A 21707-nucleotide genomic window follows, 5' to 3' on the forward strand; every position below is an offset into this window, starting at 1 on the left:
TCCTCCATCATCGGCGCCCGCCGCGCCATGGACGCCCTCGGTATCTCCGTCCCGCTGATCTGCTCCGTCACCGTCGAGACCACGGGCACCATGCTCCTCGGCTCGGAGATCGGTGCGGCGTTGACGGCGTTGGAGCCGCTGGGCATCGACATGATCGGTCTGAACTGCGCCACCGGCCCCGCGGAGATGAGCGAGCACCTGCGCTACCTGGCGCGCAACGCCCGCATTCCGTTGTCGTGCATGCCGAACGCGGGTCTGCCGGTGTTGACGAAGCAGGGTGCGCACTATCCGCTGTCGGCCCCGGAGCTGGCGGACGCGCAGGAGACCTTCGTCCGCGAGTACGGCCTGTCCCTGGTCGGCGGCTGCTGCGGTACGACGCCGGAGCATCTGCGGCAGGTCGTGGAACGCGTTCGCGGCACCGCGGTGACCGAGCGGGCCCCGCAGCCCGAGCCCGGAGCGGCGTCGTTGTATCAGACGGTGCCGTTCCGGCAGGACACCTCGTACATGGCGATCGGTGAGCGGACGAACGCGAACGGGTCGAAGAAGTTCCGCGAGGCCATGTTGGAGGCCCGTTGGGACGACTGTGTGGAGATGGCCCGGGACCAGATCCGGGAGGGCGCGCACATGCTCGACCTGTGTGTGGACTACGTGGGTCGTGACGGCGTCGCCGACATGCAGGAGTTGGCGGGGCGCTTCGCGACGGCGTCGACGCTGCCGATCGTGCTCGACTCCACCGAGGTCCCGGTCCTCCAGGCGGGGTTGGAAAAGTTGGGTGGGCGGGCGGTCATCAACTCGGTGAACTTCGAGGACGGTGACGGTCCGGAGTCGCGGTTCGCGAAGGTGACGGCGTTGGCGCGGGAGCACGGCGCCGCGTTGATCGCGCTCACGATCGACGAGGAGGGTCAGGCCCGCACGGTCGAGCACAAGGTGGCGATCGCGGAGCGGTTGATCGGGGATCTGACGGGGCGGGGGATCCGCGAGTCGGACATCCTCATCGACACGTTGACGTTCACGATCTGCACGGGTCAGGAGGAGTCCCGCAAGGACGGCATCGCCACGATCGAGTCGATCCGCGAACTCAAGCGCCGCCACCCCGATGTCCAGACCACGCTGGGGTTGTCGAACATCTCCTTCGGGTTGAACCCGGCCGCCCGTGTCCTGCTGAACTCCGTCTTCCTGGACGAGTGTGTGAAGGCGGGTCTGGACTCGGCGATCGTCCACGCCTCGAAGATCCTGCCGATCGCCCGGTTCGACGAGGAACAGGTCGGTACCGCCCTGGACCTCATCCACGACCGGCGTACGGAGGGCTACGACCCGCTCCAGAAGCTGATGGCCCTGTTCGAGGGCGTCAACACGAAGTCCTTGAAGGCCGGCCGCGCCGAGGAACTCCTCGCGCTGCCGCTGGACGAGCGACTCCAGCGCCGGATCATCGACGGCGAGAAGAACGGCCTGGAGGCCGACCTCGACGAGGCGCTGGAGACGCGCCCCGCCCTGGAGATCGTCAACGACACGCTCCTGGAGGGCATGAAGGTCGTCGGTGAGCTGTTCGGCTCCGGTCAGATGCAGCTGCCGTTCGTGCTCCAGTCGGCGGAGGTGATGAAGACGGCGGTGGCGTATCTGGAACCGCACATGGAGAAGACCGACGCGGACGGCAAGGGCACGATCGTGCTGGCCACGGTCCGTGGTGACGTGCACGACATCGGTAAGAACTTGGTCGACATCATCCTGACCAACAACGGCTACAACGTCGTCAACATCGGCATCAAGCAGCCGGTCTCCGCGATCCTCGAAGCCGCCGAGGAACACCGCGCCGACGTCATCGGCATGTCCGGACTCCTCGTCAAATCCACCGTGATCATGAAGGAGAACCTTCAGGAGCTCAACCAGCGCAAGCTGGCCGCCGACTACCCGGTCATCCTCGGCGGCGCCGCCCTCACCCGCGCCTACGTGGAGCAGGACCTCCACGAAATCTACGAGGGCGAGGTCCGCTACGCCCGCGACGCCTTCGAAGGCCTGCGCCTCATGGACGCCCTCATCGCCGTCAAACGCGGCGTCCCCGGCGCCACCCTCCCCGAACTCAAGCAACGCCGCGTCGCCAAGCGGGACACCCCCGTCCTCCAGGTGGACGAGCCGGAGGAACCGGGAGGCCGGTCCGACGTCTCCGTCGACAACCCCGTCCCCACCCCGCCGTTCTGGGGTACCCGCGTCGTCAAGGGCATCCCGCTCAAGGACTACGCCTCCTGGCTCGACGAGGGCGCCCTGTTCAAGGGCCAGTGGGGCCTCAAGCAGGCCCGCGCCGGCGGAGCGACGTACGAGGAGCTCGTCGAGAGCGAGGGCCGGCCCCGCCTGCGCGGCCTCCTGGAGAAGCTGCACACCGAGAACCTCCTCGAAGCAGCCGTCGTCTACGGCTACTTCCCCTGCGTCTCCAAGGGCGAGGACCTGATCATCCTCGACGAGCAGGGCAACGAGCGGACCCGCTTCACCTTCCCGCGGCAGCGCCGCGGCCGCCGCCTGTGCCTCGCCGACTTCTTCCGCCCCGAGGAATCGGGGGAGACCGACGTCGTCGGCCTCCAGGTCGTCACCGTCGGCTCCCGCATCGGCGAGGCCACGGCCAAGCTGTTCCAGGCCAACGCCTACCGCGAGTACATGGAGCTGCACGGGCTGTCCGTCCAGCTCGCCGAGGCCATGGCCGAGTACTGGCACGCCCGCGTCCGCTCCGAGCTCGGATTCGGTGGCGAGGACCCGGCCCAGGTCGAGGACATGTTCGACCTCAAGTACCGCGGCGCCCGCTTCTCCCTCGGCTACGGAGCCTGCCCCGACCTGGAGGACCGGGCGAAGATCGCCGACCTCCTCCAGCCGGAGCGGATCGGCGTCCACCTCTCGGAGGAGTTCCAGCTCCACCCCGAGCAGTCCACCGACGCCATCGTCATCCACCACCCCGAAGCGAAGTATTTCAACGCGCGCTGAGACGGACCGGCGTACACTGGACGGTCCCATACAGGCCGGTCACCTGATCCCCGGGGCATGTCCCCGCGGGCCGAGGTGACCGGCCTTATCGTCCCCTGAGAGAGGTGTGCGCATTGACCAGCACCGTTCCCGCCCCCGTCACCCGTACGGCCGACGGGCACGCCCTGCAGGCGGTGCTGCTGGACATGGACGGCACCCTCGTCGACACCGAGGGCTTCTGGTGGGAGATCGAGGCGGAGATCTTCGGTGAGCTCGGGCACCGACTCGACGACGCGTGGCGCGACGTCGTCGTCGGCGGCCCCATGAGCCGCAGCGCCGCCTTCCTCATCGAATCCACCGGCGCCACCATCGACCTCGCCGAACTCAGCGTCCTCCTCAACGAGCGCTTCGAGGCACGGATCGCCGGTCAGGTACCGCTGATGCCCGGCGCCGAACGGCTCCTGACCGAGCTCGCCCGCAACAACATTCCCACCGCCCTCGTCTCCGCCTCGCACCGCCGCGTCATCGACCAGGTCCTGCTCACCCTCGGCCGCGACCGGTTCACCATGACCGTCGCCGGCGACGAGGTACCCCGCACCAAGCCGCACCCCGACCCGTACCTGCTCGCCGCGAAGTCTCTCGGCGCGCACCCCTCGCGCTGCGCCGTCATCGAGGACACCGCCACCGGCGTCGCCGCCGCCGAAGCCGCCGGCTGCCGGGTCGTGGCCATCCCCTCGGTCGGCCGGATCGACCCGGCGCCCGGCCGAACGGTCGTCCGCTCGCTGGAGGACGTCGACCTGACTTTCCTGCGTTCCCTCATCACTCCGATGAACTGAGTACGCACGCTCCGTACCGAACGGAATGAGGCGGGCCGGCGGTCCTGGCGGAGGATCTTCCGCCCCCAGCCCCGGAGGCCGAAATTCCATCCTGCAGGGAAGCGTTGCGCAGGGTGAGCTTGGTCACCCGGGAGGTGCCCGCAGGCCCCACGAACAGGCCCCGGCGCCTCCCCATGTGTCCGGATTGATCAGCTCCTGCCCCCATCTGCGAACTCTCCCGCATGAGCTGTCAGTCCGCACCCATCACCGTGCGATTACGCCCCAACTCCTGCCAGTTCCAGCCATCCCGTCCCGGGCCACTAATGTCGACGCGGGCACTACGCCGCACCTCAGCCATGCCGAACACACACCCCTGTGACCGGCATGCGCGTGGACCGATCGTCAAACACCGGCCCGATCGTTCCGCCCTGAACGGGCGACCGCCGCGCAGTGCCCTCTACGCCGCTTTGAGCAAGTGCCGGGTGAGGGAGTACTTCCAGAATGAACCGCAAGACCATGGTGCTGACGGCCGCGGCCGGACTGCTCACCCCCGCGCTGGCCGCCTGCGGCACAGCGACCGGAGGAGCAGGATCCGGAGCGATCGTCGTCGGCACCACCGACCGGTTCGAGGCTGCCGACTACGCCCCCGCCCCCTTCGACCCCGCGTACGCCTACGACGCCGGCGCCTGGAACATCCTGCGCCAGACCGTCCAGACGCTGATGCACACCCCGCGCGGCGGCGGCGAGCCCGTCCCCGAAGCGGCCTCCGACTGCCGCTTCACCGACACCGGCAACGAGAGCTACCGCTGCACGCTGCGTCCCGGCCTGAAGTTCGCGAGCGGCGACCCCCTCACCGCCAAGGACGTCAAGTACTCCATCGATCGCGTCCTCGCGATCAAGGACGAGAACGGCCCCTCCTCGCTGCTCTCCACCCTCGACAGCGTCGAGACCAAGGGCACCGACACCGTCGTCTTCCACCTGAAGACCCCCGACGCGACCTTCCCGTACAAGCTCTCCACGCCCGCCGCGGGCATCGTCAGCGAGAAGCGGTACGAGGCCAAGAAGCTCCGCGCCGGCTTCGCCGTCGACGGCTCCGGCCCCTACACGATGAAGGCCGAGGTCAAGGACAACCACCTCGTCCGCGCGGTCTTCACCAAGAACCCGCACTACAAGGGCGACATCAAGCTCCAGAACGACAAGGTCGAACTGCGCACCTTCGCCGACTCCGCCGCCATGGGGAAGTCCCTCACCGGCGGATCCATCGACGTCGTCTCCCGCACCCTGTCGCCCGCCCAGATCACCGAGCTCTCCGCCAAGCCCCCCAAGGGCGTCAAGCTCGTCCCCATGCCCGGCCTGGAAATCCGCTACCTCGGTTTCAACACCGACGCCCCGGTCGTCAAGGACAAGGCCGTGCGCCAGGCGCTCGCCGCCGCCGTCGACCGCAACAACGTCATCTCCAAGGTCTACGGCAAGTCCGCGCAGCCCCTGTACTCGCTGGTCCCCACCACCGTCACCGGGCACGTCAACTCGTTCTTCAACAAGTACGGCGAGGCCAACACCCCCAAGGCCGCGGCCCTCCTGAAGGACGCCGGGATCAAGACCCCGGTCAAGCTGACCCTGAACTACACCTCCGACCACTACGGCGACGGCACCACCGCCGAGTTCGAGGCCCTCAAGGCCCAGCTCAACTCCACCGGGCTGTTCGACATCACCGTCCAGGGCAACGAATGGGCCGACTTCCGCCCCGCCCAGAAGAAGGGCGACTACCCGGCCTACGGGCTCGGCTGGTTCCCCGACTACCCGGACGCCGACAACTTCCTCGCCCCGTTCCTGGAGCAGGACAACTTCCTGGGCACGCCGTACGCGAACACCGCGGTGCGCACCAGGCTCATCCCCGACGCCCGGCGCGCGATCGACCGGGACGTCGCCGTCCCCGCGATCACGGAGATGCAGGACATCGTGGCCGAGGACGTACCCGTCCTGCCTCTGTGGCAGGGCAAGCAGTACGTCGCCGCCCGCGACGGGATCACCGGAGTGGAGTGGTCGGTCAACGCCATCTCCGACCTCCAGCTGTGGGAGCTCGGCCGAGGTGTCAGCGGCTGAGACCGGCAACAACCGGCAGCGGGAGTCGCAGGCCGGCGCAACGTTCAGACCAGACTGTGAAGGACTTTCGCGTGAACCGACGTAACCAGTGGTTGGCGGCCCCGCTCGGCGCAGCCACCGCCGCCGCGCTGCTCAGCGGTTGCGGTTCGACCGACGGCTCGAACGCCGGCAGCGGCAAGGGCGTCGTGATGGGCATATCCGACAAGGTGAAGTCCACCGACCCCGCCTCCGGCTACGACCCGGGCTCCTGGCTGCTCTTCAACAACGTCTTCCAGTCGCTGCTGAGCTTCCCCAAGGGCGGCACCACGCCCGAGCCCGACGCCGCCCAGGCCTGCAACTTCGAGGGCGGCGACAGCAAGGTGTTCAAGTGCACCCTGCGCAGCGGCCTGAAGTTCAGCAACGGCAACAGCCTCACCTCGAAGGACGTCAAGTTCTCCTTCGAGCGCACGCTGAAGATCAACGACGACAACGGCCCCGCCGTGATGCTCGCGTCGATCGGCTCCATCGAGGCCCCCGACGAGAAGACCATCGTCTTCCGCCTCAAGAACTCCGACGCGACCTTCCCCAGCAAGATCGCCTCCGGCGCCGGCGCCATCGTCGACAGCCGCGAGTACCCGGCCGACAAGCTCCGCGGCGACAACAAGGCCATCGGCTCCGGCGTCTACAAGCTCGACTCCTTCAGCGAGAAGAGCGCGAGCTTCTCCGTCAACGAGTCCTACAAGGGCAAGGCCAAGGCCAAGAACACCGGCGTCACGCTGAAGTTCTTCAACGGGGACCAGGCCGCCCTCAAGACCGTCCTGGAGAGCGGCGACGTCGACTTCGCCTTCCGCGGCCTCGCCGCCAAGGACATCGCCGGCCTCGCCGCCGCCAAGACCGGCGACCAGAAGGTCGACGTCGTCCAGGGCACCGGGGCCGAGGTCGAGCACATGGTCTTCAACGTCAACGACCCCGTCGTCGGCAAGCTGCCCGTCCGCAAGGCCATCGCCTACCTCGTCGACCGCGAGGCGCTCGTCAAGGACGTGTACGCGGGCACCGCCGTCCCGCTCTACTCGATCGTCCCCGCGGGCATCGCCGGACACACGACCCCGTTCTTCGACCGCTACGGCGGCAGCCCGCAGCCCGAGAAGGCCAAGGCCGTCCTGAAGGCCGCCAACATCACCGGCAAGGTCAAGGTCACCCTCTACTCGACCCCCTCGCGCTACGGCCCCTCCACCGACCAGCAGTTCCAGGTCATCGCCAAGCAGCTCAACGACAGCGGCCTCTTCGACGCCGAGATGAAGTCCGTCGAGTACGAGCAGTACGAGAAGGACATCCAGGACGGCAAGTACGGCATCTACGTGAAGGGCTGGGTGCCGGACTACCCGGACGCCGACAACTTCACCCAGCCGTTCTTCGGCCCGGACAACGTCCTGCACAACAACTACGACAACAAGGAGATCAGCGGGACGATCATCCCGTCGACCTCCGCGAAGTCCGACCGCACCGCGGCCAACATGGACTACAACCGGCTCCAGGACATCGTCGCCGACGAGGTCCCGATCCTCCCGCTCTGGCAGGGCAAGCAGTACGCCGTCACCCGCCAGAACGTCACCGGCCTCCAGTGGTCCCTCGACGCCTCGACCGTCTTCCGCTTCTGGGAGATCAGCAAGGGCTGAGCCCCCGCACACGGCGACGGGCCGGCAGCCGCTCCACGCGGCTGCCGGCCCGTCGCCGTACACCGTGAACCACCCGACGGAAACGGCAGAGACCCGGACGCCGGACGCCGGGGAGCGGGACGGCTACGGTGTGGCGCCCGGCCGCACCAGACCCGACTCGTACGCGTACACCGCGGCCTGCACCCGGTCGCGCAACCCCAGCTTCGTCAGCACGTGACCCACATGCGTCTTCACCGTCGTCTCGCTCACGAACAGGTCCGCCGCGATCTCCGCGTTCGACAACCCCCGGGCCACCAACTTCAGCACCTCGACCTCGCGCTCCGTCAGCGTCCCCAGCGTGTCCGGCACACTGTCCTCACCCGACGGCAGGTGACCCGCGTACTTGTCCAACAAACGCCGCGTGATGCTCGGGGCCAGCATCGCCTCACCCGCCGCGACCACCCGGATCGCCTGCACCAACTCGGTCGCCGGCGCGTCCTTCAACAGGAACCCGCTCGCCCCGGCCCGCAGCGCCTCCACCACGTACTCGTCCAGGTCGAACGTCGTCAGCACCAAAACCTTCGCCGGCCCGTTCCGCTCCGGACCCGTGATCTGCCGCGTCGCCTCCACCCCGTCCATGCGCGGCATCCGGATGTCCATCAGCACCACATCCGGCTGCAGCGCCCGCACCTGGTCCAACGCCTGCAGGCCGTCCCCGGCCTCGCCCACCACCACGAGTTCCTGCTCGGCCTCCAGGATCATCCGGAACCCGGTGCGCAGCAGTGGCTGGTCATCGACCAGCAGGACGCGGATGGCCACGGAGGTACCTCGGTTTCGTCGGGCGGCTACGGCGGACGCCGCCCATTCTGCCCTGACGCCAAGATCAGGACGCGGCCGGGCGATCCACCACGACCTCGGCCGGCGGCCCCGCGGGCCTCGGCACCACCGCCAACGGATACACCGGGGGAGTACCCCCGAACTCCGGACACACCGACCGATGATCACACCAGCCGCACAGCTTCGTCGGCCGCGGCCGCCACTCACCCGTCTCCGTGGCCTCCCGGATCGCCTCCCACAACGCGTGCAGCTTGCGCTCCACCCGCTCCAGATCCGCGACCACCGGATCGTAGGTCAGCACGTCCCCACTGCCCAGGTACACCAGCTGCAACCGCCGGGGCACCACCTGCTTCAGCCGCCACACCACCAGCGCGTAGAACTTCATCTGGAACAACGCGCCCTCGGCGTACTCCGGCCGCGGCGCCTTCCCCGTCTTGTAGTCGACGATCCGCACCTCACCCGACGGCGCCACGTCCACCCGGTCGATGATCCCCCGCAACCGGAGCCCGGACTCCAGCTCCGTCTCGACGAAGAACTCCCGCTCCACCGGCTCCAGCCGCGTCGGGTCCTCCAACGTGAACCAGCGCTCCACCAACGCCTCGGCCTCCGTCAGCCAACGCGCCAGCCCGGCCCCCTCGTCCCCCTCCGGGAACAGCTCCGCCAGCTCCGGCCTCGACTCCAGCAACCGGTCCCACTGCCCCGGGATCAACGCCTTCGCCCGCGGCGCCGTCCGCTCCTGCGCCGGATGATCGAACAACCGCTCCAGCACCGCGTGCACCAACGTCCCCCGCGTCGCCGCCGCACTCGGCTTCTCCGGCAGCTTGTCGATCACCCGGAACCGGTACAGCAAAGGACACTGCATGAAATCGCCGGCCCGCGAGGGCGACAGGGAACTGGGCGGCACGGCGACCGGCGCCACGTCGACCTCGGAAGCACCTGGCACGGCACCGGGACTCGTCGTCATGCTCCAAACCCTACGGTCCGCCGCCGACAGCACGCGCATACCATCGACGCAAAGCCCCCTCGCACTGCATGATCGGAGCATCACACCCCGCTACACCAGCACCTGAACCACACTGGAAACCCAAGCACCGAACGAAGGAAAGCCGTGACAGACACCGACGAAACCGGCGAGCGCGCAGCCAAGCGCTCCGACCCGGGCGGCGGCATCCTCATGGGCCGCCCCTTCGGAGTGCCCGTCTACGTCTCGCCCAGCTGGTTCCTCGTCGCCGCCCTCATCACCTGGGTCTTCGGCGACCAGCTCGACCAGATCCTCCCCGACCTCGGACCCGTCCGCTACCTCGTCTCCCTCTTCTTCGCCGTCGCCTTCTACGCCTCCGTCCTCGTCCACGAACTCGCCCACACCATCGCCGCGCTCCGCTACAAACTCCCCGTGCGCCGCATCCAGCTCCAGTTCTTCGGCGGCGTCTCCGAGATCGAGAAGGAATCCGAGACACCCGGCCGCGAATTCGTCCTCGCCTTCGTCGGCCCTCTCCTCTCCCTCGCCCTCGCCGGGATCTTCTACCTCGGCATGAAGGCCGTCGACCCCGCCACCGTCCCCGGCGTCCTCCTCGCCGGCCTGATGATCTCCAACCTCCTCGTCGCCGCCTTCAACCTCCTCCCCGGCCTCCCCCTCGACGGCGGCCGCATGCTCCGCGCCGTCATCTGGGGCATCACCGGCAAACCCATGGCCGGCACCATCGCCGCCGCCTGGGTCGGACGCGGCCTCGCCGTCGCCGTCCTCCTCGGCCTCCCCCTCCTCACCCACACCGGCGTCCTCGGCAACCGCACCGACGAGATCGGCGGCATGAACACCGTCATGGACGCGCTCCTCGCCGCGATCCTGGCCGCCATCATCTGGACCGGCGCCGGCAACAGCCTCCGCATGGCCCGACTGCGCCAACACCTCCCCGAACTCCGCGCCCGCGCCCTCACCCGCCGCGCCATCCCCGTCGAGAACGCCACCCCCCTCTCCGAAGCCCTGCGCCGGGCGAACGAAGCCGGCGCCCGCGCCCTCGTCGTCGTCGACGGACACGGCGACCCCATCGCCATCGTCCGCGAAACCGCCATCGCCTCCGTCCCCGAACACCGACGCCCCTGGGTCGCCGTCAGCACCCTCGCCCAGGACCTCACCGACGGCATGAAGGTTTCCGCGGAACTCACCGGCGAAGAACTCCTCGACCACCTCCGCGCCACCCCCGCCACCGAATACCTCGTCCTCGAAAACAGCGGCACCATCTACGGCGTCCTGTCCACCCTCGACGTCGAGAAGGCCTTCGTGAAGGCCATGGCGCGGCCCCAGTCCTGAAGCCAATACACTGGTCACATGTCCGAACCGACCGGTGCCGCCCGCCGACGCGGGCCCTTCGAGGTCGGGGACCAGGTTCAGCTCACCGACCCCAAGGGCCGCCACTACACGTTCACGCTCGAAGCCGGGAAGAATTTCCACACCCACAAGGGTTCCTTCCCGCACGACGAGCTGATCGGCGCCCCCGAGGGCAGCGTTGTCCGTACCACGGGCAACGTCGCATACCTCGCGCTGCGTCCCCTGCTCCCCGACTATGTCCTGTCCATGCCCCGCGGCGCCGCCGTGGTCTACCCCAAGGACGCGGGCCAGATCCTGGCCTTCGCCGACATCTTCCCCGGCGCCCGCGTCGTGGAAGCAGGAGTGGGCTCCGGCTCCCTGAGCAGCTTCCTGCTGCGCGCCATCGGCGACCAGGGCATGCTCCACAGCTACGAGCGCCGCGCGGACTTCGCCGAGATCGCCACCGCCAACGTGGAGCGCTACTTCGGCGGCCCCCACCCCGCGTGGCAGCTGACCGTGGGCGACCTCCAGGACAATCTGACCGACACCGACGTCGACCGCGTCATCCTCGACATGCTCGCCCCCTGGGAATGCCTGGAGGCCGTCTCCAAGGCCCTCGTCCCCGGCGGCATCCTGTGCTGCTACGTGGCCACCACCACCCAGCTCTCGCGCACCGTCGAATCCATCCGCGAGTTCGGCTGCTACGCCGAACCGCAGCCCTGGGAATCGATGATCCGCAACTGGCACGTCGAAGGCCTCGCGGTCCGCCCCGACCACCGGATGATCGGCCACACCGGCTTCCTGGTCACCGCCCGCCGCCTCGCCGACGGCGTCGAACCCCCGCTGCGCCGCCGCCGCCCCTCCAAGGGCGCCTACGGCGAGGACTACGACGGCCCCGGCAGCGACCGCTCCGCCTGACCGCCACACCCGGACCGGCCCACCCACCGGGCCCGCCCAACACGAAGGCGCTGCGGCGCAGTTCCCCCGACCGACCGGGAACTGCGCCGCAGCGCCGTTTCGTTGCCCACCCGCGCGAACCCCGGGCCCCGGCCGGAACCGCCCGGACCCGGCCGTTCCACCGCCGTGTGACATGTGGCACGATGCTGGCTCCCCGTCACCCTTCGCACAGGAGACACCCCGCGTGCCGCACAGCCCCACCACGCCGGCGCCCGCCCCACAACCCCCGGCGCACCACCGTGCCAGGCCCGCCCACTGGGCCGCCACGGCCACGGCCATCGCCGCCGTCATAGCCGGCGCCGGCCTGCTCCAACCCGAACCCGCCACCGGGGCCACCCCGCCGCCCGGCACCCGCAACGGCCCGCAGGCCACCGCCCCCGACCCACGCGCCGCAGCACCCGACGCGCGGACGGTCACCTACCCCCTCGACTGCAAGGGACTGCCCCAAACCGTCACCGACACCGCCCACGGCGACCTCGACGGCGACGGACGCCCCGAAACCGTGGCCGCCGTCCGCTGCCAAGCCGGCTCCGGAACCCCGCCCCACGCCCTCTACGTCCTCATCCAGGACCCCGCACCGGGCTCCACCCCCCGCGTCGTCGCCACCCTGCTCGACACCGCGGCCCGGCGCACCGCCACCGACCTCGCCGTCCGCGACGGCTCCGTCACGGCCCGTCTCCTCGGCTACTCCTCACCCGACGTACCGCGCTCCGACCCGGACGTCAGCCGGCTCGCCAAGTGGCGCTGGACCGCCGGGAAATTCCGCCAGGAGCTGACGGACTCGTCCGCCGGAAGTGTTTGAACCGTCACTCCGCGTCCGGACCGAACACCTCGACCCTGTCCGAAACGCGCCTTACGTGGATGCAGTCACCCGGACATTCCTTCGCCGAATCGACCACGTCCTGGAGCAACGTCAACGGAACCGGAGTCGTCGCCCCCACCTCCTGCAGCAGCTCGTCCTCAGGGCTCTTCACGTACGCCAGACCGTCAATGTCCAGCTCGAACACCTCGGGCGCGTACTGCACGCAGATCCCGTCACCGGTGCACAGGTCCTGATCGATCCAGACCTCCAGCGGCTGCCCGGCCCCCCCGACACCCTCCGCCGGGGCCTCCTGCTGCACGCTCATATCTCCTGCCGTTCCCTGCTCCGAGTGATCCACCCCGGACACGACCCGAAGCAAGTCGCACGAGCCCTGACGGGTGTTGAACAGTTCGACCTTACAACCGGCTGCTTTCCGATGTTGATGGGTGGGTATTTCCTTGGCGTGAGGGAGTACGCAAGGGTGAAGATCGGACACACCTCTACCGTCTTTGTGATCTAGGGGTTTCAATCACCACCAGCCCAGGTAGGGTCAGGAAGCGTCCAGCTCCCCTTGGAGGAGGTGAGGACCGTGGCAGCCCACGACGACGACATCAACCGCGGCATCCGGCCCGGGCGAGGGTCTGAGGACCCCGCCGGCCAGGTTGCCTATCTCGAGCAGGAAATCGCCGTCCTGCGACGCAAGCTCGCCGACTCTCCGCGTCACGCGAGGATTCTCGAAGAGCGGATCGTCGAGCTCCAGACAAATCTGGCAGGCGTCTCCGCGCAGAACGAACGACTCGCGAATACCCTCCGCGAGGCCCGCGACCAGATCGTGGCCCTCAAGGAGGAAGTCGACCGGCTCGCACAGCCGCCGGCCGGCTTCGGTGTCTTCCTCCAGGCGAACGAGGACGGCACCGTCGACATCTTCACCGGCGGCCGCAAGCTCCGCGTGAACGTGAGCCCCAGCGTCGAACCGGAAGACCTCCGGCGCGGCCAGGAGGTCATGCTCAACGAAGCGCTCAACGTGGTCGAGGCCATGGAATACGAGCGGGCCGGGGACATCGTCACCCTCAAGGAGATCCTTGAGGACGGCGAGCGCGCCCTGGTGGTCGGGCACACCGACGAGGAAAGGGTGGTGAGGCTCGCCGAGCCGCTCCTGGACGTCACCATCCGCCCCGGCGACTCCCTGCTGCTCGAACCCCGCTCCGGCTACGTCTACGAGATCGTCCCCAAGAGCGAGGTCGAGGACCTCACGCTCGAAGAGGTCCCGGACATCGACTACGACAAGATCGGCGGCCTGGGCGACCAGATCGAACTGATCCGCGACGCCGTCGAGCTCCCCTACCTCTACCCCGACCTCTTCAAGGAGCACGAACTCCGGCCCCCCAAGGGCATCCTGCTCTACGGCCCCCCCGGCTGCGGAAAGACCCTCATCGCCAAGGCAGTGGCCAACTCCCTTGCCAAGAAGGTCGCCGAGGTGACCGGCCAGCCCGCCGGGAAGTCCTACTTCCTGAACATCAAGGGCCCCGAACTCCTCAACAAGTACGTCGGTGAGACCGAGCGGCACATCCGCCTCGTCTTCCAGCGCGCCAGGGAAAAGGCCAGCGAGGGCACCCCCGTCATCGTCTTCTTCGACGAGATGGAATCCCTCTTCCGCACCCGCGGATCCGGCGTCAGCTCGGACGTGGAGAACACCATCGTCCCCCAGCTGCTCGCCGAGATCGACGGCGTGGAAGGCCTGGAGAACGTCATCGTCATCGGCGCCTCCAACCGCGAGGACATGATCGACCCGGCCATCCTGCGCCCCGGCCGGCTCGACGTGAAGATCAAGATCGAGCGCCCCGGCGCCGAGGCGGCGAAGGACATCTTCGCCAAGTACCTCAAGGCCACGCTGCCCCTGCACACGGACGACCTGTCCGAACACCAGGGCTCCACGGCCGAAACCGTCCACAGCATGATCCAGACCGTCGTCGAGCAGATGTACGCCGAAACCGAGGAGAACCGCTTCCTTGAGGTCACGTACGCCAACGGCGACAAGGAAGTCCTCTACTTCAAGGACTTCAACTCCGGCGCGATGATCCAGAACATCGTCGACCGCGCGAAGAAGATGGCCATCAAGGCCTTCCTCGAACAGAACCAGAGGGGCCTGCGCGTCTCCCACCTCCTCCAGGCTTGTGTGGACGAGTTCAAGGAGAACGAGGACCTGCCCAACACCACCAACCCCGACGACTGGGCCCGAATCTCCGGAAAGAAGGGCGAGCGGATCGTATTCATCCGCACGCTCGTCACCGGAAAGCAAGGCGCGGACACGGGACGCTCCATCGACACGGTGGCGAATACCGGTCAGTACCTCTGACAAAAAGGGGCGGCTGCGGATGCCCTCACCGGGCACCCGCAGCCGCCTGCTTTACCGCCCGCCCTTTTCGGCCGGTGACAGGGCGAACTCAATGACTGAAATGATCTCCCCACCAGCGCGCAGTGGTTCTAGGCTCTTCCGTACCGCCGGTCGCGCAGTGCGGGGACGGGCACCGCACACGACGCACCGGAGCACCAGCGGTACTTGAGCGCCGCTCCCGAACGGGAGCGCCGCCGGGCAAGGAGGGCCGCATGACCGTACGGCGAGTAATGGGGATCGAAACGGAGTACGGGATCTCCGTTCCGGGACACCCGAACGCCAATGCCATGCTCACCTCGTCCCAGATCGTCAACGCCTACGCGGCGGCGATGCACCGGGCGCGACGCGCCCGCTGGGACTTCGAGGAGGAGAATCCGCTGCGGGACGCCCGCGGCTTCGACCTCGCCCGCGAGGCCGCCGACAACAGCCAGCTGACCGACGAGGACATCGGCCTCGCCAACGTCATCCTCACCAACGGCGCGCGGCTCTACGTCGACCACGCGCACCCCGAATACAGCTCGCCGGAGATCACCAACCCGCTCGACGCGGTGCTCTGGGACAAGGCCGGCGAACGGATCATGGCCGAGGCCGCCGAACGGGCGGCCCAGCTGCCCGGCGCGCAGCCGATCCACCTCTACAAGAACAACACCGACAACAAGGGCGCGTCCTACGGCACGCACGAGAACTACCTGATGAAGCGGGAAACCCCCTTCTCGGAGATCGTGCGCCACCTGACCCCCTTCTTCGTCTCCCGCCAGGTCGTCACCGGCGCCGGCCGCGTCGGCATCGGCCAGGACGGACGCGAGCACGGCTTCCAGATCAGCCAGCGAGCGGACTACTTCGAGGTCGAGGTCGGACTGGAGACCACCCTCAAGCGCCCCATCATCAACACGCGCGACGAACCCCACTCGGACGCGGAGAAGTACCGCCGCCTCCACGTGATCATCGGGGACGCCAACCTCTCCGAGATCTCCACCTACCTCAAACTCGGCACGACCGCGCTCGTCCTGTCCATGATCGAGGACGGGTTCATCAACGTCGACCTGGCCGTGGACCAGCCCGTCCGCACCCTGCACCACGTCTCCCACGACCCCGACCTGCACCACCTGATCACGCTGCGCAGCGGCCGCACGCTGACCGCCGTGCAACTACAGATGGAGTACTTCGAGCTGGCCAGGAAGTACGTGGAGGAGCGGTTCGGCTCCGACGCGGACGACCAGACCAAGGACGTCCTCGCTCGGTGGGAGGACGTCCTGGGCCGGCTGGAGACCGACCCCATGAGCCTGTCGGGCGAACTGGACTGGATCGCGAAGCGAGAGATCCTGGAGGGCTACCGCAGGCGTGACGGCCTGGAGTGGGACGCGGCACGACTGCACCTGGTCGACCTCCAGTACTCCGACGTACGGCCCGAGAAGGGCCTGTACAACCGTCTGGTCGCCCGCGGGAAGATGAAGCGGCTCCTGGACGAGCCGGCCGTCGAGCGGGCCGAGAGCAAGCCCCCGGAGGACACCCGGGCCTACTTCCGGGGCCGGTGCCTGGAGCAGTACGCGGACGACGTGGCGGCGGCCTCCTGGGACTCGGTGATCTTCGACCTCCCGGGCCGCGACTCCCTCCAGCGGGTCCCGACCCTGGAACCCCTCCGGGGGACCCGCAATCATGTCAAGGAGCTCCTGGACCGCTGTCGTACGGCCGAGGACCTGGTGCGGGTGCTTTCGGGGCAGTGAGGAAGGCTGAAAGGCCTCCGGTCCGGGAATCATGAAGAAAGCCGGACGTTGAGGGAAAGTGCGGGGACGAATGCCGGACCCTCCTTGTAGGGTCCGGCGTAGGGTCTGATCTTGAGAGATCCCGAATCCCGGGGTCTCTCCACGTGAGCGTGCGAACCGAGCGGGGTGAGGTAGACATGGCGACCAAGGACACCGGCGGCGGACAGCAGAAGGCGACGCGCTCGACCGAGGAGGTCGAGGAGGCCGCGGTCGAGGAATCGACCGACCTCAAGGAGCGCCAGGAAAAGCTCTCCGACGACGTCGACTCCGTGCTCGACGAAATCGATGATGTGCTCGAGGAGAACGCCGAGGACTTCGTGCGCTCCTTCGTTCAGAAGGGTGGAGAGTGATCTAACCTTCGAATCGAAGGTGAGATCACCTAGGGGCATTCGTGGCGAGGGTGGGGAAGCAGTGTCCGCGGTGTGGTGAGCTCAAGCCGCTCAGCGCATTCGCCAGCAATAAGGCCATGCGTGACGGCCTGCAGTGCTACTGCAGGCCGTGCGCGGCCGAATATCACCAGCAGAGGCAGAAGGCCAAGGGGAAGAACGTCCGTCCCCGAGTCGAAACGCCCTCTGGGCACAAGTACTGCCGACGGTGTGGGGAAGTGAAACCACACGCGGAATGGGATCGGAACAAGACCGCCTCCGATGGGTTGTCGACACGTTGCAAGGCGTGCCGCGCGGTGGAAAGCCGGGCGGCCCACCTCAAGCGGGCCTACGGCATGACGGAAGCCGAGCGCGATGCGATGGTCGCGGCTCAGAACGGTCTTTGCGGTATTTGCCTCAAGGCTCCGGCCGTACATGTGGATCATTGCCACTCGACGGGTAGGGTCCGAGGCGTACTGTGCTTCAACTGCAACTCGGCCATCGGCAAGTTGGGAGACGATCCCGACACCCTGCGTCGGGCCATTTCATACCTGGAGGGACACGAGTGGAAGCCAACAATCGTGGCACAGGGCGTCTACCGGCAGCCTTCCTGACGCCGGGGTCGTCGTCCTTCATGGACTTCCTGGGCGCGCACTCGCCCGACATGCTGCCGGGGAACCGCAAGCTCCCCGAGGGTGTCGTCGAGGCGCCGCACGGGACGACCATCGTGGCCGCCACCTTCCCCGGCGGGGTCGTCCTCGCCGGTGACCGGCGGGCGACCATGGGGAACATGATCGCGCAGCGGGACATCGAGAAGGTGTTCCCGGCCGACGAGTACTCCGCGGTGGGCATCGCCGGTACGGCCGGCCTGGCCGTGGAGATGGTCAAGCTGTTCCAGCTGGAGCTGGAGCACTTCGAGAAGGTGGAGGGGACGACCCTCTCGCTGGAGGGCAAGGCCAACCGGCTGTCCACCATGATCCGGAGCAATCTGGGCATGGCGATGCAGGGTCTGGCCGTCGTGCCGCTGTTCGCGGGGTACGACGAGGCCAAGGAGAAGGGTCGGATCTTCTCCTACGACGTGACCGGCGGTCGCTCCGAGGAGCACGGTTACGCCGCCACCGGTTCGGGCTCGATCTTCGCCCGCGGTTCCATGAAGAAGCTCTTCCGTCCGGACCTGACGGAGGAGCAGGCCACCACGCTGGTCGTGCAGGCGCTGTACGACGCCGCCGACGACGACTCGGCGACCGGTGGTCCGGACCTGTACCGCCACATCTACCCGATCGTCACCGTCATCACGGACGAGGGGTTCCGCAGGTTGACCGACGACCAGTCGCAGGAGCTGGCCCGTACGGTCACCAACCGTCGGCTGGAGCAGCCCGACGGCCCGCGCGCCGCCCTGCTCTGACCATCCGTCGCCCCGTAGGAGCCCAGAAGAAAGGGACGGACAGCCGGTGTCGACTCCGTTCTATGTGTCACCCCAGCAGGCCATGGCCGACCGGGCGGAATACGCCCGGAAGGGCATCGCCCGCGGTCGCAGCCTTGTCGTGCTGCAGTACGCCGACGGCATCGTGTTCGTCGGCGAGAACCCGTCCCGTGCGCTGCACAAGTTCAGCGAGATCTACGACCGGATCGGCTTCGCGGCCGCCGGCAAGTACAACGAGTACGAGAACCTGCGGATCGGTGGTGTGCGGTACGCGGATCTGCGCGGGTACACCTATGACCGTGACGATGTGACGGCCCGTGGGTTGGCGAACGTCTACGCGCAGACGCTCGGCACGATCTTCTCCAGTGCGGGTGAGAAGCCGTACGAGGTGGAGTTGGTCGTCGCCGAGGTGGGTGCGACGGCCGCGGGCGACCAGATCTACCGGTTGCCGCACGACGGTTCGATCGTGGACGAGCACGGCTCGGTCGCGGTCGGTGGCAATGCCGAGCAGATCAGTACGTTCCTGGATCAGCGGCACCGGGACGCGATGACGCTGTCCGAGGCGTTGAAGCTGGCCGTGCAGGCGCTGTCGAGCCAGGCGAACGGTGCCGACAAGACGATTCCGGCGGAGCGGCTGGAGGTCGCGGTGCTGGACCGGACGCGGGCGCAGCAGCGGAAGTTCAAGCGGATCCGGGGTCGGCAGTTGGCGCGGTTGCTGGAGGCGGACGTGCCGGCGGCGGCCCAGGCGGATGCCGTGTCGAACGACGAGGCGCCGGAGGACGACGCCGAGTAGGAGCGTTCGCGTCGGATCCGTGGTGCGTGGAGCCCCGGTGTGCCCGTGAGGGTGCGCCGGGGCTCCGTCGTGTTCGGGGTGGGGTTCGGTCAGGGGGTGGGGGCGGGGCCGGAGGAGTCGCGGACGACGAGGTGGACGGGGATGTCGGGAGCGGTCCAGGGGGTGCCGTCGAGGGCGCCGAGGAGGGCGGTCATGCCGTGTTCTCCGACGCGTTCGGCGGGGAGGGCGACGGTGGTGAGTTCCGGTTCGACGGCGGTGGCGAGGGCGAGGTCGTCGAAGCCGGTGATGGAGAGGTCCTCGGGGACGCGCAGGCCGAGGCGGCGGGCGGCCTTGCAGGCGCCGGCGGCGAGGATGTCGTCGTCGCAGACGATGGCGGTGGGGCGGGGGCCGGGGGTGGCGAGGGCGGTTTCCACGGCTCGGCGGCCGCCGTCGACGGTGAGGGGGGCCTTGACGGTGCGCAGTTCGGTGGTGGGGGTGAGGAGGTCGGCGAGGGCGCGGGCGCGGATGTGGAAGGTCCAGGAGTCGACGGCGGAGGCGAGGTGGAGGAAGCGGCGGTGGCCGTGGTGGAGGAGGTGGGTGGCGACCTGGTTCATGCCGTCGGCCATGGCGAGGTTGATATGGGCGGCGGCGCCGGTGGAGGCGGGGTCGCTGTCGAGCATGACGAGGGGGAGGTCGTCGCCGCCGATGGCGTCGAGGGCTGCGGCGGCCATGGAGGAGGCGATGACTCCGTCGAGGGCGGCGCGGGCGGAGGCGAAGGGGTCGCGGGCGGGGCCGGTGCCGTCGGGGGAGGGGTAGAGGACGACGCCGAAGCCGTGTTCGGCGGCGATGCGGGCGGCGCCGGTGTAGACGCGGGCGAAGAACTCGTTGGTGAGGGCGGGGACGACGAGGAGGGCGGTGCGGGTGCTGCCGAGGCGGAGGTTGCGGGCGGCGAGGTTGGGGCGGTAGCCGAGGCCGGTGGCGGTTTCGCGGACGAGTGCGGCGGTGCGTTCGGAGACGCGGCCGCGCCATTTGTCGCCGAGGACGAGGGAGACGGTGGCCTGGGAGACCCCGGCGGCGGCGGCGACGTCCCGGCTGGTGGGTCTCGTCACAGGGAGCTCCTGAAGTGCGAGGTGGGAGGTGGTGCGGGGGTCCGTGGGCTGGACCGTGCGACTGCGGCCATGGTACGTATGACGTCGTCACGTTATACGTATTACTCCGGCTGGGTCCGGGCGGAAGGGGGCGGACATGGCCGCGGGGTACATGGAGCTGCTCAGGACCCGGCATGCCGCGAGGTTGCTGGTGGGCACCTTGGTGGGGCGGTTGCCGAACGGCATCGCAGCGATCGCCCTGGTGATGTTCGTACGGGCCGAGGGCGGCAGCTACAGCCTGGCGGGGGCGTTGGCGGCGGCGTACGGGGTGGCGAACGCCGTGGGTCAGCCGTTGCTGGGTCGGGCGGTGGACCTGTACGGGCAGCCGCGGGTGCAGCTTCCGGCGGCGGTGCTGTCGGCGCTGGGCATGGTGTGGTTGGCGTTCGCGGGGATCGGGTCGGCGGCCGTCGCCTATACGGCGGTGGTGGTGGCGGGGCTGTTCACGCCGCCGCTGGAGGGCGGTCTGCGGGCTCTTTGGCCGAGTGTGCTCGGTGGCAAGGAGGAGCGGGTGCACGCCGCGTACGCGATGGACGCGGTGGCGCAGGAGGTGATGTTCACGGTCGGGCCGCTGCTGGTGACGGTGTTCGTCTCGTTGTGGTCGCCGGCGGTGGCGCTGGTGGCGTTGAACGTGCTGGGTGTGTTGGGCGCGCTGTCGGTGGTGGTGTCGGAGCCGTCGCGCGCGTGGCGTTCCGAGCCGCGGGAGGCGCATTGGTTGGGGGCGTTGCGTTCGCGGGGTCTTTTGGCGTTGTTGGGCGCGTTCTTCTTCGTGGGTACGGCGCTGGGGTCGATCACGGTGGCCGCGGTCGCCTATTCGGACGAGCACGGTGGTGCGGCGGTGTACGGCTGGATGATGGCCGCGTTGGGTCTGGGTGCGCTGGTGGGTGGTGTGACCTACGGTGCGCGTCAGTGGGCGGGGGCTCCGGAGCGGCGGTTGCAGCTGCTGGTGGCGTTGTTGGCGGTGTGTTACCTGCCGCTGATGTCGACGGTGGGGCCGGTGGGGATGGTGGCGTTGTCCGCGTTGGCGGGCGTGTTCCTGGCGCCGGCGATCGCGTGTGCGTTCATCGTGGTGGACCGGCACGCTCCGGTGGGGACGGTGACGGAGGCGTTCTCCTGGTTGGTGACGTTCTTCGGGGTGGGTGCGGCGATGGGTACGGCGGCCGCGGGTCCGGCGGTGGAACTGGGCGGGATCACGGCCGGTTTCGCGGTGGCGAGTGGTGCGGGGGTCGCGGCGCTGTTGGTGCTGACGGCGACTCAGCGGGTGCTGGCCTCGTCGGGGCGCGGTCGGGCGGTGGCCGGGTCGGTGGAGGACGTCGTCGGGGGTGCCCCGGAGGGGGTCGCGGGGGTGTCCGCGGGGGGTCCGTCGGAGCCGTTCGCGAAAAACTGATCGGAACGCCGCTCTCGAACCCGGTTTCAGAAGAGGGCAGAAGGCGTAATGTTCAGTC

General features: G+C 68.6%; 18 protein-coding genes. 14 read left to right on the forward strand and 4 right to left on the reverse strand.

The features are described from left to right. The 4 genes from metH to ACZ58N_RS26115 form a co-directional block, all read left to right on the forward strand. On the forward strand, window positions 1-2967 hold a 2967-nt coding region (gene metH / locus ACZ58N_RS26100), incomplete at its 5' end, for a methionine synthase (RefSeq protein ID WP_471164410.1). A 113-nt stretch (window positions 2968-3080) separates the two neighbouring features. Next, window positions 3081-3782 carry an HAD family hydrolase gene (locus tag ACZ58N_RS26105; protein ID WP_471164412.1) on the forward strand — a complete coding sequence of 234 codons (702 nt, stop codon included), beginning with the start codon at window positions 3081-3083 and terminating at the stop codon, window positions 3780-3782. Between the two features lie 480 nt (window positions 3783-4262). Then, entirely contained in the window at window positions 4263-5864 is a 1602-nt protein-coding gene (locus ACZ58N_RS26110; protein ID WP_471164414.1) for an ABC transporter substrate-binding protein, read from the forward strand. Between the two features lie 71 nt (window positions 5865-5935). Next, window positions 5936-7519, forward strand: a complete 1584-nt coding sequence (locus ACZ58N_RS26115) for an ABC transporter substrate-binding protein (protein WP_471164417.1) — start codon at window positions 5936-5938, stop codon at window positions 7517-7519. A 123-nt stretch (window positions 7520-7642) separates the two neighbouring features. On the opposite strand, the gene ACZ58N_RS26120 is transcribed toward ACZ58N_RS26115, so the two are convergent. Further along, the gene (locus ACZ58N_RS26120; RefSeq protein ID WP_389711444.1) at window positions 7643-8317 is read right to left on the reverse strand and encodes a response regulator; all 675 of its coding nucleotides are present in this window, start codon (window positions 8315-8317) and stop codon (window positions 7643-7645) included. Window positions 8318-8381: 64 nt separating this feature from the next. After that, a complete protein-coding gene (locus ACZ58N_RS26125; protein WP_471164420.1) occupies window positions 8382-9299 on the reverse strand; it encodes a RecB family exonuclease in 918 nt (305 codons plus the stop codon). 144 nt (window positions 9300-9443) lie between these two features. Here ACZ58N_RS26125 and ACZ58N_RS26130 point away from each other — a divergent pair, with 144 nt between their 5' ends. The 3 genes from ACZ58N_RS26130 (at window position 9444) to ACZ58N_RS26140 (ending at window position 12399) form a co-directional block, all read left to right on the forward strand. Continuing rightward, the gene (locus tag ACZ58N_RS26130) at window positions 9444-10643 is read left to right on the forward strand and encodes a site-2 protease family protein (protein ID WP_471164422.1); all 1200 of its coding nucleotides are present in this window, start codon (window positions 9444-9446) and stop codon (window positions 10641-10643) included. 18 nt (window positions 10644-10661) lie between these two features. Further along, window positions 10662-11558 (forward strand): tRNA (adenine-N1)-methyltransferase, encoded by an 897-nt coding sequence (locus ACZ58N_RS26135; protein ID WP_471164425.1) that lies wholly within the window; start codon window positions 10662-10664, stop codon window positions 11556-11558. 223 nt (window positions 11559-11781) lie between these two features. Further along, window positions 11782-12399, forward strand: a complete 618-nt coding sequence (locus tag ACZ58N_RS26140; protein ID WP_471164427.1) for a hypothetical protein — start codon at window positions 11782-11784, stop codon at window positions 12397-12399. A gap of 4 nt (window positions 12400-12403) precedes the next feature. Here the strand turns inward: ACZ58N_RS26140 and ACZ58N_RS26145 are convergent, their stop codons facing one another. Next, window positions 12404-12724 (reverse strand): ferredoxin, encoded by a 321-nt coding sequence (locus ACZ58N_RS26145; protein WP_471164430.1) that lies wholly within the window; start codon window positions 12722-12724, stop codon window positions 12404-12406. A 264-nt stretch (window positions 12725-12988) separates the two neighbouring features. On the opposite strand from ACZ58N_RS26145, the gene arc reads away from it, so the two are divergent. The 6 genes from arc (at window position 12989) to prcA (ending at window position 19138) form a co-directional block, all read left to right on the forward strand. Beyond that, on the forward strand, window positions 12989-14755 hold the full coding sequence (gene arc / locus ACZ58N_RS26150) for a proteasome ATPase (protein ID WP_471164432.1): 1767 nt from the start codon (window positions 12989-12991) through the stop codon (window positions 14753-14755). Window positions 14756-15006: 251 nt separating this feature from the next. Further along, window positions 15007-16518: a depupylase/deamidase Dop gene (dop, locus tag ACZ58N_RS26155; protein ID WP_471164435.1), complete on the forward strand. Its 1512-nt coding sequence runs from the start codon at window positions 15007-15009 to the stop codon at window positions 16516-16518. Between the two features lie 176 nt (window positions 16519-16694). Next, on the forward strand, window positions 16695-16907 hold the full coding sequence (locus tag ACZ58N_RS26160; protein ID WP_030233608.1) for a ubiquitin-like protein Pup: 213 nt from the start codon (window positions 16695-16697) through the stop codon (window positions 16905-16907). A gap of 395 nt (window positions 16908-17302) precedes the next feature. Then, window positions 17303-17536 (forward strand): endonuclease VII domain-containing protein, encoded by a 234-nt coding sequence (locus ACZ58N_RS26165; RefSeq protein WP_471164749.1) that lies wholly within the window; start codon window positions 17303-17305, stop codon window positions 17534-17536. Then, window positions 17488-18327: a proteasome subunit beta gene (gene prcB / locus ACZ58N_RS26170; protein ID WP_471164438.1), complete on the forward strand. Its 840-nt coding sequence runs from the start codon at window positions 17488-17490 to the stop codon at window positions 18325-18327. The genes ACZ58N_RS26165 and prcB overlap by 49 nt, the downstream gene beginning before the upstream one ends. 46 nt (window positions 18328-18373) lie before the next feature. Continuing rightward, window positions 18374-19138, forward strand: coding sequence for a proteasome subunit alpha (gene prcA / locus ACZ58N_RS26175; RefSeq protein ID WP_281206877.1), 765 nt, complete (start codon window positions 18374-18376; stop codon window positions 19136-19138). Window positions 19139-19227: 89 nt separating this feature from the next. On the opposite strand, the gene ACZ58N_RS26180 is transcribed toward prcA, so the two are convergent. Next, entirely contained in the window at window positions 19228-20226 is a 999-nt protein-coding gene (locus tag ACZ58N_RS26180) for a LacI family DNA-binding transcriptional regulator (RefSeq protein ID WP_471164442.1), read from the reverse strand. A gap of 136 nt (window positions 20227-20362) precedes the next feature. On the opposite strand from ACZ58N_RS26180, the gene ACZ58N_RS26185 reads away from it, so the two are divergent. Continuing rightward, window positions 20363-21649 carry an MFS transporter gene (locus ACZ58N_RS26185; protein ID WP_471164443.1) on the forward strand — a complete coding sequence of 429 codons (1287 nt, stop codon included), beginning with the start codon at window positions 20363-20365 and terminating at the stop codon, window positions 21647-21649. Window positions 21650-21707: the final 58 nt, after the last annotated feature.

Source organism: Streptomyces sp. NPDC040432, from assembly GCF_055595445.1.